14 protein-coding genes are annotated in these 16,801 nt (G+C 71.5%); 7 read left to right on the forward strand and 7 right to left on the reverse strand.

All coding sequences use genetic code 11. The features are described 5' to 3' along the window. Window positions 1-90 precede the first annotated feature (90 nt). A complete protein-coding gene (locus tag IE136_RS36990; RefSeq protein ID WP_189601865.1) occupies window positions 91-297 on the reverse strand; it encodes a hypothetical protein in 207 nt (68 codons plus the stop codon). Here IE136_RS36990 and IE136_RS29765 point away from each other — a divergent pair. Beyond that, entirely contained in the window at window positions 296-1,210 is a 915-nt protein-coding gene (locus IE136_RS29765) for a LysR family transcriptional regulator (RefSeq protein WP_189601866.1), read from the forward strand. The two genes, IE136_RS36990 and IE136_RS29765, sit on opposite strands and share 2 nt — an antisense overlap. An 84-nt stretch (window positions 1,211-1,294) precedes the next feature. Next, a complete protein-coding gene (alc, locus tag IE136_RS29770; protein ID WP_158987334.1) occupies window positions 1,295-2,425 on the forward strand; it encodes an allantoicase in 1,131 nt (376 codons plus the stop codon). Window positions 2,426-2,573: 148 nt separating this feature from the next. Here alc and pepN read toward each other — a convergent pair whose 3' ends face one another. The 5 genes from pepN to IE136_RS29795 form a co-directional block, all read right to left on the reverse strand. Then, window positions 2,574-5,144, reverse strand: a complete 2,571-nt coding sequence (gene pepN / locus IE136_RS29775) for an aminopeptidase N (protein ID WP_189601867.1) — start codon at window positions 5,142-5,144, stop codon at window positions 2,574-2,576. A gap of 52 nt (window positions 5,145-5,196) precedes the next feature. After that, the gene (locus IE136_RS29780; protein WP_158987330.1) at window positions 5,197-6,432 is read right to left on the reverse strand and encodes a TerD family protein; all 1,236 of its coding nucleotides are present in this window, start codon (window positions 6,430-6,432) and stop codon (window positions 5,197-5,199) included. Between the two features lie 88 nt (window positions 6,433-6,520). Then, on the reverse strand, window positions 6,521-7,537 hold the full coding sequence (locus IE136_RS29785) for an aspartate-semialdehyde dehydrogenase (protein ID WP_189601868.1): 1,017 nt from the start codon (window positions 7,535-7,537) through the stop codon (window positions 6,521-6,523). Window positions 7,538-7,730: 193 nt separating this feature from the next. Then, a complete protein-coding gene (locus tag IE136_RS29790) occupies window positions 7,731-11,051 on the reverse strand; it encodes a S8 family serine peptidase (RefSeq protein WP_158987326.1) in 3,321 nt (1,106 codons plus the stop codon). A 198-nt stretch (window positions 11,052-11,249) separates the two neighbouring features. Beyond that, window positions 11,250-11,792 carry a CGNR zinc finger domain-containing protein gene (locus IE136_RS29795; protein WP_189601869.1) on the reverse strand — a complete coding sequence of 181 codons (543 nt, stop codon included), beginning with the start codon at window positions 11,790-11,792 and terminating at the stop codon, window positions 11,250-11,252. A 133-nt stretch (window positions 11,793-11,925) separates the two neighbouring features. Between IE136_RS29795 and IE136_RS29800 the strand changes: the two genes are divergently transcribed. From IE136_RS29800 to IE136_RS29820, 5 genes are all read left to right on the forward strand, one after another. Further along, entirely contained in the window at window positions 11,926-12,381 is a 456-nt protein-coding gene (locus IE136_RS29800) for a VOC family protein (RefSeq protein WP_158987322.1), read from the forward strand. Window positions 12,382-12,694: 313 nt separating this feature from the next. Further along, window positions 12,695-13,576 (forward strand): pyridoxamine 5'-phosphate oxidase family protein, encoded by an 882-nt coding sequence (locus tag IE136_RS29805; protein ID WP_189601870.1) that lies wholly within the window; start codon window positions 12,695-12,697, stop codon window positions 13,574-13,576. Then, on the forward strand, window positions 13,573-14,049 hold the full coding sequence (locus IE136_RS29810; RefSeq protein WP_158987319.1) for an HPP family protein: 477 nt from the start codon (window positions 13,573-13,575) through the stop codon (window positions 14,047-14,049). The genes IE136_RS29805 and IE136_RS29810 overlap by 4 nt, the downstream gene beginning before the upstream one ends. 21 nt (window positions 14,050-14,070) lie before the next feature. Continuing rightward, on the forward strand, window positions 14,071-14,538 hold the full coding sequence (locus IE136_RS29815; protein ID WP_158987317.1) for an NUDIX hydrolase: 468 nt from the start codon (window positions 14,071-14,073) through the stop codon (window positions 14,536-14,538). Between the two features lie 93 nt (window positions 14,539-14,631). Further along, complete coding sequence (locus IE136_RS29820; RefSeq protein WP_158987315.1) at window positions 14,632-15,813, forward strand: serine hydrolase domain-containing protein; 1,182 nt, start codon at window positions 14,632-14,634, stop codon at window positions 15,811-15,813. A 3-nt stretch (window positions 15,814-15,816) separates the two neighbouring features. On the opposite strand, the gene IE136_RS29825 is transcribed toward IE136_RS29820, so the two are convergent. Then, a complete protein-coding gene (locus tag IE136_RS29825) occupies window positions 15,817-16,671 on the reverse strand; it encodes a hypothetical protein (RefSeq protein ID WP_189601871.1) in 855 nt (284 codons plus the stop codon). Window positions 16,672-16,801 lie beyond the last annotated feature (130 nt).

Genomic DNA, 16,801 nt, shown 5'->3' on the forward strand with positions numbered 1-16,801 from the left:
TCAAGCACAGCCCGCTGGGCACCGGTCACCGACAACGGCGGAATCTTCGGACCCGGACGACTCATACCGAACCAACGACGAATCTCCGACTCAGGTCACTAGGCCATCACCCTGATCGGCGCCGCCCGCGCCGGAGCCGTCCACCACCTCCAGCCGGCCTGCGTCGCCCTGCTCTCCTTCGCCCTCCTCGGCGGGCGGCCCGGACTCCTCGGCGGCGCCTGCATGGTCCTCGTCCTCGGCGGGGTGGCCCTCGCCTCGGCGCGCGGCAGGTGACCGCCCCGGTAGGTTGCGCCCCATGACCGAGTGGGACATCAAGAAGCTCCAGATCCTCCGCACCCTCCGTGACCGCGGCACCGTCACCGCGACCGCGGAGGCCCTGCTCATGACCCCCTCGGCCGTCTCCCAGCAGCTCACCAACCTCGCCAAACAGCTCGGCGTCCAGCTCCTGGAGGCGCAGGGCCGCAGGGTCCGGCTCACCGACGCCGCACACCTCGTGCTGCGCCACGCCGAGGTGGTGTTCGCCCAGTTGGAACGCGCCGACGCCGAACTCGACGGATACCTCCGGGGCGAGGCGGGCCAGGTGCGCGTGGCGGCCTTCTCGACCGCCGTACCCGCCCTCGTCGTCCCCGCCGTGCATCAGCTGCGCACCGCCCACCCCGGGCTCGACGTCCGCGTCCGCGAGGCCGAGGCCGCCAAGGCGTACGAACTGCTCGCCGCCGGCGAGGTCGACCTGGCGCTCTCGCTCGCCGCCCACGCCCCTTCCGTACGCGACCCCAAGTTCAGCCGCGTCCCCCTGCTCGCCGACCCGCTCGACGTGGCCCTGCCCACCGGGCACCCGCTCGCCGAAGCGCCCGGACTGCGGCTCGCCGACCTCTCCGCCGAGCCCTGGATCTTCGGCGGCTCCGGCCCCTGGTCCGAGATCACCACCGCCGCCTGCGAGGCCGCCGGCTTCGTGCCCGAGCAGGCCCACAGCGCCTCCGGCTGGACCGCGATCCTCGCCATGGTCGAGGCCGGGATGGGCGTCGCCCTGGTGCCCAGGATGGCCTCAGCCGAACGCCGCACGGGCGTCGTCATGCGGGTCCTCTCCGCCGACCAGCCCCGCCGCCACGTCGTCGCGGCGGTCCGGCGCGGCGCGGAGGAGGGGCCCGCCGTGGCCCGCGTGCTCGGGGCGCTCCGTCAGGCCGCCGCAGGGCGTGAGACCGTTCGGTAGCGCACTAGACCATTCAGTAGAACTGAAGGGATACATCGAAAACATTCGATGGACCGCAGGGCTGGCAGCGGGCAAGGTCGGGGCATGAGCAGCTTCCAGGAGAACCAGGACCCGCACGCCAACGACGCCGCCCCGTACGGCGGTGGCGACCCGTACGCCGACTACCGCACCGGTGACTTCCCCTTCACCGAGCTGGTCGACCTCGCCGACCGCCGCCTCGGCGCCGGCGTCGTCGCCGCCAACGACGAGTTCTTCGCCGAGCGCGAGAACCTCCTCGTCCGCGAGCGTGCCGTCTTCGACCCGGAGCACTTCGGTCACAAGGGCAAGATCATGGACGGCTGGGAGACCCGCCGTCGCCGCGGCGCCGACGCCGAGAACGTCTTCCCCGCCGCCGAGGACCACGACTGGGCGATCGTCCGCCTCGGCGCCCCCGGCGTCATCCGCGGGATCGTCGTGGACACCGCCCACTTCCGCGGCAACTACCCGCAGCGGGTCTCCGTCCAGGCCGCCGCCTTCGAGGGATCGCCCAGCCCCGAGCAGCTGCTCGCCGACGACGTGAAGTGGGAGGAGCTCGTCCCGCCCACGCCCGTCCGCGGCCATGCCGCCAACGGCTTCGGGACAACCTCCGAGCGCCGCTGGACCCACATCCGGCTCTGCCAGCACCCCGACGGCGGGATCGCCCGCCTCCGCGTCCACGGCGAGGTCGTGCCCGACCCCGAGTGGCTGGAGCTGCTCGGCACCCTCGACCTGATCTCCGTACTCAACGGAGGGGTGTACGAGGACGCGTCGGACAAGTTCTACTCCTCGCCGACCCAGATCATCCTGCCCGGCACCTCCCGCAAGATGGACGACGGCTGGGAGAACCGCCGCCGACGGGTCCGCGGCACCAACGACTGGGTCCGCTTCCGGCTCGCCGCCCAGGGCGCCGTACGCGCCGTCGAGATCGACACCGCCTACCTCAAGGGCAACTCGGCCGGCTGGATCGCCCTCCAGGGCCGCAACGGCGAGGCGGGCGAATGGTTCGAGATCATCCCGCGGACCAGGCTCCAGCCCGACACCCTGCACCGCTTCAAGCTCCCCGCCCAGGCCGTCGTCACCCATGTCCGCCTCGACGCCTTCCCCGACGGCGGCGTCGCCCGGATGCGGCTGCACGGCACGCTGACGGAGCAGGGCGCTGCCGACCTGCGCGCCCGCTACCAGGCGCTCGGCGGCTGACCCGCCCGACGCACAGCTTCCGCCCGGCGGAGCGGTCGCGCACCGACGACCGTCCGCCGGGCGGACCTCGAGCACGACGAAGGGGCACTCCCACGGGGGAGGGTGCCCCTTCGTCGTTCAGGCGTTCAAACGCCGATGCGTGTGCCGGTCAGACGGCCGCGTCCGCCGCCCGGGCCTTCCGGGCGCGCTCCACGCCCGCGCGGCACTCGGTCACCATCCGCCGCAGCGCCGGCGCCGGGTCGTGCTGAGCGATCCAGGCGTCCGTGGCGTCCAGGGTCTCCTGCGAGACCTGGATCGTCGGGTAGAGCCCGACCACGATCTGCTGGAGGATCTCGTGGCTGCGGGTCTCCGCGATGCCCTTGATCGACGCGAAGTACTTCTCCGTGTACGGAGCCAGCAGCTCACGCTGATCGGTCTGGACGAAGCCGCCGATCACCGCCGCCTGCACGGCGTTCGTCAGCTTGTCGGACTCCACGACCGACGCCCACGCCTCCGCCTTCGCGGCCTCCGTCGGACGCGCGGCCCGCGCCGTGGCGGCATGACGCTCGCCCGCCGCCGTACGGTCCCGCTCCAGCTCGCCCGCGATCTCCGGCTCGTCGTAGACACCGGTCGCCGCGAGGCGCTGCACGAACGCCCAGCGCAGCTCGGTGTCGACGGCCAGGCCCTCGATCGACTCGCGGCCCTCCAGGAGCGCCGCCAGCAGGTCCAGCTGCTGCGGCGTCCGCGCGGTCGCGGCGAACGCCCGCGCCCACGCCAGCTGGTGGTCGCTGCCCGGCTCGGCCGCCCGCAGGTGCGCCAGCGTCGCGTCCGTCCATCGGGTCAGGCCCGTCTCCCGCCAGCCCGGCGCCGCGTACAGGTCGAGCGCGGCCTTCACCTGGCCCTGCAGCGACTGCACCACGCCGATGTCGGACTCCTTGCCGATGCCGGAGAGCACCAGCTCCAGGTAGTCCCGGGTGGCCAGCTCGCCGTCGCGGGTCATGTCCCAGGCGGCGGACCAGCACAGCGCGCGCGGCAGCGACTCGGTGAAGTCACCGAGGTGCTCGGTGACGTTCTTCAGCGACACCTCGTCCAGACGGACCTTGGCGTACGACAGGTCGTCGTCGTTGAGCAGCACGACCGCCGGGCGGGCCTTGCCCACCAGCTGCGGTACCGAGGTCAGTCCGGTGGCGGTGACGTCCAGCTCGACCCGCTCCGTACGGACCAGCTTGCCGGCCTCGTCCAGGTCGTAGAAGCCGACAGCGATCCGGTGCGGACGCAGGATCGACTCGCCCTTGGCACCGGCGGGCAGCGCGGGCGCCTCCTGCTTGACGGCGAACGACGTGATCGCGCCGGAGTCGTCCGTCTCGATCTCCGGGCGCAGGAGGTTGATGCCGGCCGTCTCCAGCCACGCCTTCGACCAGGCCTTCAGGTCACGGCCGGAGGTCTTCTCCAGCGCGCCGAGCAGGTCCGACAGGCGGGTGTTGCCGAAGGCGTGCGCCTTGAAGTACGCCTGCACGCCCTTGAAGAACTGCTCCTGACCGACGTACGCGACCAGCTGCTTCAGGACACTGGCGCCCTTGGCGTAGGTGATGCCGTCGAAGTTGACCAGCACGTCCTCGAGATCGTTGATCTCGGCCATGATCGGGTGCGTGGACGGCAGCTGGTCCTGACGGTAGGCCCAGGTCTTCTCCGCGTTGGCGAAGGTGGTCCAGGCGTGCGGCCAGCGGGTGCCCTCCACGGAGGCCTGGCAGGCGACCGAGGTGAACGTCGCGAACGACTCGTTCAGCCACAGGTCGTTCCACCACTCCATGGTGACCAGGTCGCCGAACCACATGTGCGCCAGCTCGTGCAGGATCGTCTCGGCCCGGCGCTCGTACGCCGCGTCCGTCACCTTCGAGCGGAAGACGTACTGGTCGCGGATGGTGACCGCGCCCGCGTTCTCCATCGCGCCGGCGTTGAACTCCGGCACGAACAGCTGGTCGTACTTGGCGAAGGGGTAGTCGTACGCGAACTTCTCCTGGAACCAGTCGAAGCCCTGGCGCGTGACGTCGAAGATGTGGTCCGCGTCGAGGAACTCGGCCAGCGAGGGACGGCAGTAGATGCCGAGCGGGACGGACTGCCCGTCCCTCTCGTAGGAGGAGTGCACCGAGTGGTACGGGCCCACGATCAGCGCGGTGATGTACGTCGAGATGCGCGGGGTCGGCTCGAAGACCCACACGTCGTCCTTGGGCTCCGGCGTCGGCGAGTTGGAGATCACCGTCCAGCCGCTCGGCGCCTTCACGGTGAACTGGAAGGTCGCCTTCAGGTCCGGCTGCTCGAAGGAGGCGAAGACGCGGCGGGCGTCCGGCACCTCGAACTGCGTGTACAGGTACGCCTGGTCGTCGACCGGGTCGACGAACCGGTGCAGGCCCTCACCGGTGTTGGTGTACGCGCAGTCGGCGACGACCCTCAGCTCGTTCGGGCCCTGCTGCAGATGCTTGAGCGCGATCCGTGAGTCCCGGAAGACGGCGGCCACGTCCAGCGCGTGCCCGTTGAGCACGACCTCGTGCACGGCGGGGGCGACGAGATCGATGAAGGTCTCCGCACCGGCCTCGGCGGAATCGAAGCGGACGGTGGTGACGGACCGGTAGGTGCCGCCCTCCTGCGCACCGGAGAGGTCCAGTTCGACCTCGTACGCGTCCACGGTCAGCAGCTTCGCCCGCTGCCGCGCCTCTTCACGGGTCAGGTTTGTGCCAGGCACCCGGTCAACTCCTCGGTTTCGTGACGTTTGGCTCATCCTTCCACGGCGCGGCTCAGCGGCGCACGACGCATTTCCACGGCCCGTCGCCACTGATCCGCAGCAGTCCCGGCCCGGACACGGGAGCGCTCACCCGCACCTCGCCGATCTCGTTGACCAGCAGGTCCTGGTCCTCGTCGTCGTAAGCCGGCTCGGCGGGCGGGGTGTGCTGGTGGACGGTGAAGTTGGACTCGCCGTGGTGGGAGAAGTCGAGGATCCCGGGCGGCCCGTCGTAGACGACGAGATCGTGCGCCACGCCCTCGATGTGGCTGTCGAAACGGCGCGCGTGGGTCAGCGGCAGGACCCGCAGCGTCCAGGGGGTGTCCGCCTCGACCCGCAGCGTCAGCGGCCTGCCCCGGGGCACGAGGGCGACGGTACGGGCCCGGACGTCGTCCTCGTACGCCATCAGCAGGTAGTCCTCGGCGCGGCCGTAGGCGTCGCAGGACTCGATGGTGGTCGAGATCGAGTGGTACGACTCGATCTCCAGGAGGGCCCAGCCCGGCGGGATGGCCGGGTCGCAGTGCACGGTCTCCTTGCCACGGCCCTGATGGACGGAGGGCCGGAAGGTGGTGGAGATGGGGTCGACGGCGGTGTACGTGGGGGTCGCGGCCCGGGGCGCGGGGGACGGCGGGGCATACGCGGGTGCGGCATACGCGGGTGGGGCGTACGCGGGCGGCGCGGGCGGGACGTAACCCGGACCCGGGATCGGGGCGGGCGGGGCCTCGACCTCGATGCCGAAGTCCGTCGCCAGCCCCGACAGGCCGGAGGCGTACCCCTGCCCCACCGCCCGGAACCGCCAGCCGCCGTCCCTCCGGTAGAACTCCCCGAAGACGAACGCCGTCTCCGTCGTCGTGTCCTCGATCGGGAAGTACGCCACCGGGGCGCCGGTCAGGTCCATGACCCGGATGTCCAGCGCCGGTATCCGGCCGAAGGGCACGCCGTCCGCGGAGGCGGCGACCACGACCCGCTCGACGCCGGGCTCGAGCCGGGCGAGGTCCATCCACAGCCAGTCCGCGGCCTGGTCGCCCGGGGCCCCGGGCGCCGATCTGCCCAGGTGCCGTAAAGCCCCCGAAGGATGCTCCTGATGGTTGTAGAAGACGAGGTCCGCGTCCCCGCGCACCCGGCCCCGCGCGTCGAGGAGCAGGGCGGAGACGTCCACGTCGGGCACGCCGGGACCGGTCCGCCAGGCGACGGCGACCTGAAGGGCCTGGGCGGGCACCGGCAGATGGGCGCCCTTCGGTATCTGGGTCATGGACAGCACTGTGCCACTGCCGCACACGCCGAGGGGCGGCCACCTCCCGGTGACCGCCCCTCGGACGCGAACGGCGCGTGCTCCGGCGTCAGCCCTTGAGTTCCGCCGCCACCAGCTCGGCGATCTGCACCGCGTTCAGCGCCGCGCCCTTGCGCAGGTTGTCGTTGGAGAGGAACAGCGCGAGACCGTTCTCCACCGTCTCGTCGACGCGGATGCGGCCCACGTACGACGCGTCCTTGCCGGCCGCCTGGAGCGGCGTCGGGATCTCGGAGAGCTCGACGCCCTCGGCGTCCTTCAGCAGCTCGTAGGCGCGCTCCACGCTGATCGGACGGTCGAAGCGGGCGTTCACCTGGAGCGAGTGGCCGGAGAAGACCGGGACGCGCACGCAGGTGCCGGAGACCTTGAGCTCGGGGATCTCCAGGATCTTGCGGGACTCGTTGCGGAGCTTCTGCTCCTCGTCGGTCTCGAAGGAGCCGTCGTCGACGATCGAGCCGGCCAGCGGGACGACGTTGAAGGCGATCGGACGCTTGTACACGGCCGGCTCGGGGAACTCGACGGCCTCGCCGTCGAACGCCAGCTGGTCCGCCTTCTCGGCCACGGCGCACGCCTGGGTGCGCAGCTCGGCGACGCCCGACACGCCGGAGCCGGACACGGCCTGGTAGGTGGTGGCGACGAGCGCGGTCAGACCGGCCTCCTGGTGGAGCGGCTTGAGGACCGGCATCGCGGCCATCGTGGTGCAGTTCGGGTTGGCGATGATCCCCTTGGGACGGTCCTTGACCGCGTGCGGGTTGACCTCGGAGACCACCAGCGGCACGTCGGGGTCGCGGCGCCACGCGGAGGAGTTGTCGATCACGACGGCACCCTGGGAGGCGACCTTCTCGGCGAGCGCCTTGGAGGTGGCGCCACCGGCCGAGAAGAGCACGATGTCCAGGCCGGTGTAGTCGGCGGTGGAGGCGTCCTCGACCGTGATCCCGTCGACGACCGTGCCGGCGGAACGGGCGGAGGCGAAGAGCCGCAGCTCGTCGACCGGGAAATCGCGCTCGGCCAGAATGCTGCGCATGACTGTGCCGACCTGACCGGTGGCTCCGACGATTCCGACCTTCACGGGGACTCCTCCGTACGTATGTGCAGGGTGCTGCCAGACCATGATGCGTATGTCACGGGGCGCCTTGTCCAATCCATTGTCCAAGGGACGGGACGTATGGCGGACGGTTGCCGGACGTGTGTCACGACACACGAAGGGCGGGCGCCGGTTCCGGCGCCCGCCCTCCTACCCGCTCAGCGGGGTTTCACCGTGCTTACGGTGTGACCTTGCCGATCACGACACTGCCCGAGCCCGCGACCGTGCCGCGCGCGTTCAGCAGCTGGACCTCGCCGAAGAACTGCCGGCCCTCCGGCGCGGCACCGGCGACCAGGACCTCGGCGCCGACCTTCGCGGACGCGCCGTTGGCCAGCGGCACCGTCTTCGCGGCGTCGACCTGCACGCTGCCGAGCGCGGACGAGAAGTACACGTCCTTGTAGTCGTAGGTCGTGCCGCCCGCGGCCTGCACCGAGTAGCCGTCGATCACGATCGTGTAGGTGCCGGCGGCCGGCTTGACGAGCGAGACGGCCTCCTCCGAGTCGCCGTCCGCCGCCTGGCCGACCTGCTTGCCGTTCAGGAGAACGGTCAGGTCGAGGTCGGCGGCCTTGTCGGAGGTGTTGCCGATGGCCACGTCCAGCCGCTCCACACCCTCACCGATGGTGACGGTCTTCGTCTGCTGCTCGTGGTGCTGGATGGTCGGCGTCTCGACCTTGGCCGAGCCGAGCGAGCCACCCTTCAGCCTGCCGTCGATGCCGGCGAACTTGTTGGTGACGGTCCACTCGACGGCGGCCGGGGTGCCGACCTTCGCCTCGGCGACGGTCTGCACGGCCGGGTCGAAGTCGGCGCCGAGCACCGAGACGTCCAGCTTGTACGGGTTGTCCAGGTCGGGCGAGGTGCGGCGCGCCTCGACCTCGATCTCCCAGACGCCCGGCGTCGGGTTGGCGTACGAACGCAGGTCCGCACGGCAGCCGTTGCCCGGGTTGTAGTGCGGGTAGCACACGTTGGACGCGGTGGGCTCGACGGCCACGCCGTACGGGTGGATGGAGATGAACCGGGTCTGGCTCTTCTCCTTCAGCCCGCCGAGGGCGACCTCGAGGGTCTTGGCGCCCTCCGGCACGGTGACGAAGTACGACTTGTGGCTGTTGCGCTGCACCGAGCCGGCGGCCGAGAGGCCGTAGCCGGGCGCGACCAGGTCGTTCGCGACGACGACGGTCGACAGGATCTGCTTGTCGACGCCCTCGGTGCGCTCGTCGTCGGCCTCCAGGATGACGCTGTGCACACCGGCCGAGGTGGGCCGGGCCTGGATCTTCACGGTGACCGGCTTGTTCAGCGGCAGGTCGATCTCGTCGTCGCCGAGGATCCGGAAGGTGCCGTCGTTGTACTTCAGGTCCAGCTCGTGCTCGATGGTCCGGTTCGGACCGCTCGTGCGTGTGACGGTGACGTCGTAGACCTTCTTCTGGCCGACCTTGAGGCCGCCCTCACGGTCGTACACACCGGTGCCGGTGTGCGGGGCCGGGAAGATCGCGGTGTCGACCGGGGCCTCGACCTTGTAGTCGTGCGCCGTGGCGCCGTCCTTGATCGAGTCCCAGGCGTCGTTGATGTCGATCAGACCGGAGCCCTGCTCGTGCGCCGCGACACCGGAGATCCGGTTCGCGGTCGAGGTGAGCGCGGTGCGCAGGGTGAGCGGGGAGAGCTCCACGCCCTTCTGCTTCGCGGCGGAGAGCAGCAGCGCGCTCGCGCCCGCGACCTGCGGGGAGGACATCGACGTGCCGTTGAGCATGCCGTAACCGGCCGGCAGCGCGTAGCCGGCCTCGGGCACGCCCGAGCCCGCCTGCCAGGTCGGGATGGTGTTCACGGCCGAGCCCGGACCGGTGATGGTCGGGGTGAAGCCGCCGTCCTCACGCGGGCCGCGCGAGGAGAAGGGGAACATGGCGTACCGCTTCTCGACGGCCGAGCCGTAGTTGGCGGCCCAGGTCGACTTGGAGATGGCCGCGCCGACCGAGACGACCTTGTCGGCCAGGCCGGGGTCGCCGATCGTGTTGATGCCCGGTCCGGAGTTGCCGGCCGAGATGACCAGCTGGACGCCGTACTGGTCGATCAGGCGGGTGTAGAGGCGGGCGCGCACGTTGTCGCCGTCGTTCTGCGCGGGCAGGCCGCCGATCGACATGTTGACGATGTCGACGCCGCGGTTGACGACGAGGTCCGTCATGCCCTCGGTCAGGGCGGTGTTGGTGCAGCCGCCGGTCCAGGTGCAGGCGCGCGAGGAGACGATCTTCGCGCCGGGGGCGGCGCCGTTCATCTTGCCGCCGAAGAGGCTGTGGGCGGCGGTGATGCCGGCGACGTGCGTGCCGTGCGAGGACTCGACGATGCCGACGTTGACGAAGTCGCGCTTCTGGCCCACCCAGCTGCCGCCGAGCGGGTCCATCGCGACGTCCTTGCGGATCTCGACGACGAACGGGGTCTTCTCGACGACCTCGGTGGCCGGGTTGTCGGTACCGAACCAGCCGATCTGGTACCCGTCCTTGTACGGCTTCATCGGCGTGTTGTCCGTGAAGTCGTTGTTCTGGTCGGTGTCCACGCGGACGGTGCCGGCGGCCGGGTCGTACAGCATCCCGAAGACGTCGGTGGTGTCGCCGTCGCGGTTGATGTCACCGGCCGGGTCACCGCCCGCGGTGATCGACTCGGTGAAGCGGCTGAACTGGTAGGAGCCCGCGGGCGCCTTCCAGGACTGCGACGAGGCGGTGAAGACCGGGCCGTTGACCGGGGCGTTCTGGGCACGCCAGGTGGCGTCGCCCTCGGTCAGCGGGTCGGTGGCGGTGACCCAGTCGACGATCTTGCGCTCGCCGGTGGTGGTCTTCTGCAGGGCCGGGTGGCCGAGGTCGACACCGGAGTCGAGGACGCCGATGGTCACGCCGCGGCCGTCGGCCTTGGGGTGGTCCTGGACGAACTCGACCGCGCCCGTCTCGTGCGACGGGTTGTACGGGTTCTTCGCCGGGGTGTTCTTGCCGGGGGCCGGGTACGTCGTGGTGACGGTCGTGCCCTCGACGGCGCCGGCGGCGCCCGCGTCCGGGGTCGGGTCGTCCAGCTTGATCTCGGCCTGGAGGTCGATCGACTGGACGGAGGAGAGCTTGGTCGCCGCCTTGATGGCGGCGTCCGCCTTGCCGGTCGGGATCGTGGCGCGGACGTAGCCGAGCTTGTCGTCCCGCTTGCCGACCGAGGCGCCCTGGACGGCGTCGAGCTGGCCGGCGACCTGCTCGGTGGAGCCGGGGGCGGTGGCGACGAGGATGGTGACGTTCTTCTCGCCGGTGGCCTCGGCCTCGGACAGACGCTGGGCGTCGGTCGCGCCGAGCTTGTCGGCGGGGTCGGCGGACTTCACCGGGGGAGTGGTGGTCGCCGGATCGTCGGCGGCCAGGACCGGAGCAGCACCGGCCGCGATGAGCGCGGTCACAAGCCCGGCGGCGGCGGCGATACGTGCCGCGCGTCTGTGCCCGGGGGTCGAGCGTCCGGGTATGGAGCTCTGAGATTCGGGGGTGGTCATTTACATCCCTGTTTGTGAAAAGAGAGGGTCCGGATTTCGGTACCGGATGACCGCTCAGCCTTTCGCAAGAGACAGGGGTTTGTGGAGAGTTGCCAGGGGACGGGTTACGGCCGTGGCATACATCCGCCACCGCGCGCGATGCGCCATCGGGAACGTAACGGGGCGGACCGGGGCGAGTCGACTCCCTTCCGCCGCTGGTTAGTTGTCCTTTGTACGGGCGTAGTGCCGCGAGGCCTTGGCCCGGTTGCCGCAGGTCGTCATCGAACACCACCGTCGCGTGCCGTTCCGCGAGGTGTCGAAGAAGTGCAGGATGCACGCGTCGTGGGCGCAGGCCCGGATCCGGTCGGGGGCGGCCCGCAGAAGGGTGAGGTAGTCGCGGGCGGCGGTCCAGGCGGGTCCCCAGGCGAGATCTTCGAACTCCGGCTCCTCGCCGGGGCCCTCGACGGTGAGGGTGGCCCGGATGCGGCCGTGGCCGAGGACGGCGTCGACGCGGGCGACGGCGTCGGGATCGCCAGGGCGGTCGGCGAGCGCGAGCAGCGCGCCCCGGGCGGCGAGGGTGTGGCGCAGAGTGGTCGCGTCCGCGACGAAACGGTCCTCGAGCCGGTTGGCGGCGAGCCAGACACCCAGGCCCTCGGTCCCGGTGAGCAGGTCCTGACGGACGCCGTCCTTCATCCACCGGGTGTTGAGCAGGTCCAGGGAGACGGGCTCGCCGGTGAGCGGACGCGGGTCGGTGACGGTCATCGCGGGGGCCCCTTTGCCGTGGTCTAACCACTCAAGAGTACGTGGCGGGTTGACGCTGGCGATCTCTAACCTCTAAAGTCCGATTAAGAGGTTAGCCCCGCTCGGGGTGGACCGCCGCGAGAGGGGAACCGCCATGTCGGCGATCGGCACGCTGCGAACCGGCCACATCGGACTCAACGTCACGGATCTGGAGCGCTCGCTCGCCTTCTACGGCGACGTTCTCGGCTTCGGCCTGATCGGCGAGGGCAAGGAGGAGGGCAGGCGCTACGCCTTCCTGGGCCAGGGCGGGCGGCTCCTCCTCACCCTCTGGCAGCAGGCGGAGGGCGGATACGACGCGGGGCGCGCCGGCCTCCACCACCTGGCCTTCGAGGCCGAGTCGATCGAGCGGGTCAGGGCCGCCGAGGTCGCTCTCAAGGCCCGGGACGTCTCCTTCGCCTACGAGGGCGTGGTCGCCCACCGCGAGGGCTCCGCCTCCGCCGGCATCTTCTTCCACGACCCTGACGGCACCCGCCTGGAGATCTACGCCCCCGAGGGCGCGGATGCCGCCGAGGCGCCCTTGGGGTCGGCCCCCACCTGCGGCTTCTTCTAGGCCGGGTTCGTAAAGTCCCGTCTGGTCCGCGACGCCTGGCACGCACGCTCGCCGCGTTGTCGGGATCACCCGAGTACGCCCGGTACGGGCGCGGCCCTCCGCCTCGTGATCGCACGCACCGGACGCCGCGGGCCCTGCCCCGCGGGCAGAGGGCGCAGGACACGACCTGGAGGAGCCCGCCACGTCGGGGGCAATCGTTCCGCACGGGGGTTGCCCCGAGGGCGAAGCCCCCGGGGGGCGCAACGGTGGGCACACCCCCGAACGCGCCGCCCGCGCCCCCGACCCCAGGACCCCACCCGGAAGGACGCTCAAGATGGACCCGTACAACCCCGGCTCCCTCACCGTCCAGGAAAGAGCCGGCGTCCGCCACCTCGCCGCCCGCATCGCCCCCTCCATCACCCCCGGCATCCGCCCCGTCGCCGCCGCCTTCCTCGGACTCCAGCCCATGCTGGTGCTCGGGGCGGCCGACGCCGACGGCCACGTCTGGAGCACCCTCCTGACCGGCGCGCCCGGCTTCGTCCGGGTGACCGGCCCGCACACGATCTCCGTGGCGGCGCCCCTCCCCGCTCCCGCAGCCGGCACCGCGGGCACTCCCGTCGGAACGATCGCCCTCGACCCCCGCACCCGCCGCCGCATGCGACTCAACGGCATCGCCCGCCCCAGCGCCCGTGGCTTCACCATCGAGGCGGAGCAGGTCTTCTCCAACTGCCCGAAGTACCTGCGGAAGCGCGAGCTTCACGCGCCCGACACGGCCACCCCGCCCGGTGCCCCGCACCACGGCACGGCGCTCACCCCCGACCAGGAGCGCTTCGTCCGCGCCGCCGACACGTTCTTCGTCGCCACCGTCGCCCCCGACGGCGCGGACGCGAGCCACCGGGGCGGCAACCCCGGCTTCGTCCGGGTCGACTCGCCGACGCAGCTGAGCTGGCGGGACTACCCCGGCAACGCGATGTTCCTGACCCTCGGCAACCTGGAGTCCGACGGCCGCGCCGGCCTCCTCTTCCTGGACTGGGGCACCGGTACGACGCTCCAGCTCAGCGGCCGCGCCCACACCGTGTACGGCCCCGACGGGAGCGACCGCACCACCCGCTTCCGTATCGAGCGGACCGTCGAGACGCCCCACGCCGGCCCCCTGCGCTGGTCGGGCCCGGCGTACTCCCCTGCCGATCCACCCCTCTCCCAGGACGCCGTATGACGACCGCCCCCGCCCGCCCCCACCCCCGTGCCGTCGCCCTGGCCACCGCCGTCAGCGTCGCCGCGCTCCTCACCCTCGTCGCCGTCGGCACCGTGGTCCACCAGCCCCTGCTCATCCCGCCCCTCGCGGCCAGCATGGCGCTCGTCGCCGGGGCGCCCGGCCTGCCGCTCTCCCAGCCCCGCTCCGTGGTCGGCGGCCAACTGCTCTCCGCGCTCACCGGTTTCGCCGTGCTGCTGTTCACGGGGCCCGGCCTCTGGGCCGCCGCCCTCGCCGGCGGTCTCGCGCTCGGGGTGATGATGCTCGCGCGTGCCCCGCACTCGCCCGCCGCCGCGACCGCCGTGATCGTCACCCTCCAGAATCCGCCGTTCTGGTCCTTCCTGGCGTTGCTCGCCCTCGCCTCGGTCCTGCTCGTCGCCGCCGGCCTCGCGGGCGCCCGGGCCACCGGTCGGACGTATCCCGCGTACTGGCTCTGACCTCGCCGCTAACCTCGTTGCATGAAGCAGGAGTTGAGGGTGGCGGCCTACGCCGTGTGTGTACGGGACGAAGAGATACTGCTCGCCCGCTGGGTCGACAGCTCCGGAGCCAAACGGTGGACCCTGCCCGGCGGCGGCATGGACCACGGCGAGGAGCCGGTCGACACCGTCGTCCGGGAGGTCGAGGAGGAGACCGGGTACGCCTGCGAGCCCACGGCGCTGCTCGGCATCGACTCCATCCGCCGGGGCTGGCTGCGCCGGCTGGCGGGACCCGGCGACTTCCAGGGCCTGCGGATCATCTTCGAGGCCCGGATCACCGGAGGCTCCCTGCGCAACGAGATCGGCGGCTCCACCGACCTCGCCACCTGGCATCCGCTCGCCTCCGTCCCCGGCCTGGAGCGCGTCGCACTCGTCGACATCGGCCTCGACCTGTGGCGTGAACGGCCCCCGGTCGGACGCTCCCGCCTCGCCGATCCGACGAACGGCTGAAAACCGCTCAACCGCCGGCCCGGCCCTCAACCCTCCCGCCGGCCCCAGGGTCCCCACCCGTGACCGCAGTACGCACACCAGGGGAGCCCGCACATGTCAGCCATACGCTCTGCCCGTACCGCCCGTACCGTTCTCGCCGCCACCGTCGTGGCCGGTCTGGCCGCCACGGCCTTCGCGAGCCCGGCCCTCGCGGCGCCCGCCAAGTCCGACCACCGCGCCACCCAGCAGGCCCTCGACGCCGCGGTGGCGGGCGGCGTGCCCGGGGCCGTCGCCCAGGCCCGCTCCGGCCGGTCAGGCTGGACCGGGACGGCCGGTGAGCGAGGGGGCCAGGACCGCTACCGGGTCGGCTCCATCACCAAGACCTTCGTCGCCACCGTCCTCCTCCAGCTTCAGGCCGAGGGCCGCCTCGACCTCGACGACTCCGTCGAGAAGTGGCTGCCGGGCGTGGTCCGCGGCAACGGCCACGACGGCCGCGAGATCACCGTCCGTCAGCTCCTCAATCACACGAGCGGTGTCTACAGCGTCACCTCGGACCCGGGATTCCAGGAGAAGGTCTTCGGTCCGGAGTTCCTGGAGCGCCGCTACGACACCTGGACCCCGCAGCAGCTTGTCGCGATCGCGATGACCCACAAGCCGGACTTCGCGCCCGGTACCTCCTGGAACTACTCCAACACCAATTACGTCCTGGCGGGCATGGTGATCGAGAAGGCGACCGGCCGGCCGTACGGCAAGGAGGTCCAGCGCCGGATCATCAAGCCGCTCAAGCTGCGCGCCACGACCGTGCCCGGTACCACCGTGACGATGCCCAAGCCCAGTTCACCCGCCTACTCGAAGCTCTCGATCGACCCGAACGCGACGACGATCCACGACGTCAGCGAGCTGAACCCGAGTCTCGCGTACGCGGCGGGCGAGATGATCTCCGACTCCAACGACCTGCAGACCTTCTATCGCGCGCTGCTCAAGGGCAGGCTGCTCCCCAAGGCCGAGCTGCGGGAGATGACGGACACCGTGGCCGCCGGCCCCGAGCTGCCGGGCGTGGGTTACGGCCTCGGGCTGATGCGGCAGAAGCTGAGCTGCGGCAAGGAGGTCTGGGGCCACGGCGGCGGCATCCACGGCTCCGCCTCGGAAGCCGTCGCCACTCGGAACGGCGAGCACTCGCTCGCCATGAACTTCAACTCCGACTGGACAGGTGACAGCCAGGCTGTCCTGGAGGCCGAGTTCTGCGGCACGGCACCGAAGCCGGCGAAGCAGCCGCTGTCGGCGCCGCTGCCGTAGCCACTACCGGGGCAGGACGACGACATAGGCGGCCGGCTGCCGGTCCGTCGCGGCCATCAGCGCCGTGCGGACCACGGTGGCCTGCTGCTCCATCGCCTCGCGCAGCTTGCGCGGGGTGATGTGGACGACCGTGATGCCGAGCCGCTCCAGGTGCTCACGCTTACGGGTGTACTCCGACCACAGCGCGTCGTCGTCCTGCCTCGGCGCCCGGGTGTCCAGCTCCACCGCCACCGCCTGGTCCGGCCAGTAGGCGTCCAGTCCGCCGAGGTGCGGACCGCCCGGCAGCCGCAGGTCCACGTTCCACATAGGGTCCGGGAGCGCGAACTCCCGCACCATCTCGTAGAGCCGCTCCTCGGCGATCGACCGCCCCTCGGCGAGCAGCGCGTCGACCGCGTCCACCACGTGGGGCTGGTTCAGGAGCCGTGCCCGGTTCAACTCCCGTACCACGGTGCTGGGTTCACAGTGGCCCGCGCGGACGGCCTCGGTGAGCAGGCGGCGTACCACCTCCGCGTCGTCCAGGCCGGAGAGTGCGTCGGCGAGCGCCCGCGTGACCGGGGCGACCGGCACGCCGGCGATCTCCAGCGGCTCGGGCAGGTCCTGGGCGCGCACCACCCGGACCCCGCCGGTGGAGCGCAACCGGCGGGTGCGGGGCACCAGTACGTCGATCCGGTCCAGGGAGAGCAGCGGGGGAGCCGAGGAGAAGCGGTGCAGGGCGAGCGCGGCGAGACCGGTGATCATCGCCTCGGACCCCAGGGCGGGGACGGCGCCCCGGCGCCGGACGTGGTGGAGCACCTCGTGCAGCCGGTCTTCGGCGGAACGGGGGAGGGGGCGGGGGGAGATGGGGGTGTTGTGGTTCATGCCGGGGGTCTTCCGCCGCCCGGGCCTCCGCTAACCGCTGTTACAAGACCGTCGACATTTAGGGACAAGCTCGTCCTAAAGTACGCGCGTTCGAGTGCCGATCATGCCCCTCGTCCAGCCGTCGAGTCCC

The sequence above is a fragment of the Streptomyces lateritius genome, assembly GCF_014649715.1.
GTDB classification, from domain to species: domain Bacteria; phylum Actinomycetota; class Actinomycetes; order Streptomycetales; family Streptomycetaceae; genus Streptomyces; species Streptomyces lateritius.

Bases quoted from the DNA above. Each gene is read 5' to 3' on its own strand.
- alc (WP_158987334.1), top strand. From the start codon at position 1,295: ATGAGCAGCTTCCAGGAGAACCAGGACCCGCACGCCAACGACGCCGCC.
- IE136_RS29790 (WP_158987326.1), bottom strand. From the start codon at position 11,051: ATGACCACCCCCGAATCTCAGAGCTCCATACCCGGACGCTCGACCCCC.
- IE136_RS29815 (WP_158987317.1), top strand. From the start codon at position 14,071: ATGAAGCAGGAGTTGAGGGTGGCGGCCTACGCCGTGTGTGTACGGGAC.
- IE136_RS29765 (WP_189601866.1), top strand. From the start codon at position 296: ATGACCGAGTGGGACATCAAGAAGCTCCAGATCCTCCGCACCCTCCGT.
- IE136_RS29800 (WP_158987322.1), top strand. From the start codon at position 11,926: ATGTCGGCGATCGGCACGCTGCGAACCGGCCACATCGGACTCAACGTC.
- IE136_RS36990 (WP_189601865.1), bottom strand. From the start codon at position 297: ATGGGGCGCAACCTACCGGGGCGGTCACCTGCCGCGCGCCGAGGCGAG.
- IE136_RS29810 (WP_158987319.1), top strand. From the start codon at position 13,573: ATGACGACCGCCCCCGCCCGCCCCCACCCCCGTGCCGTCGCCCTGGCC.
- IE136_RS29780 (WP_158987330.1), bottom strand. From the start codon at position 6,432: ATGACCCAGATACCGAAGGGCGCCCATCTGCCGGTGCCCGCCCAGGCC.
- IE136_RS29825 (WP_189601871.1), bottom strand. From the start codon at position 16,671: ATGAACCACAACACCCCCATCTCCCCCCGCCCCCTCCCCCGTTCCGCC.
- IE136_RS29805 (WP_189601870.1), top strand. From the start codon at position 12,695: ATGGACCCGTACAACCCCGGCTCCCTCACCGTCCAGGAAAGAGCCGGC.
- IE136_RS29820 (WP_158987315.1), top strand. From the start codon at position 14,632: ATGTCAGCCATACGCTCTGCCCGTACCGCCCGTACCGTTCTCGCCGCC.
- IE136_RS29795 (WP_189601869.1), bottom strand. From the start codon at position 11,792: ATGACCGTCACCGACCCGCGTCCGCTCACCGGCGAGCCCGTCTCCCTG.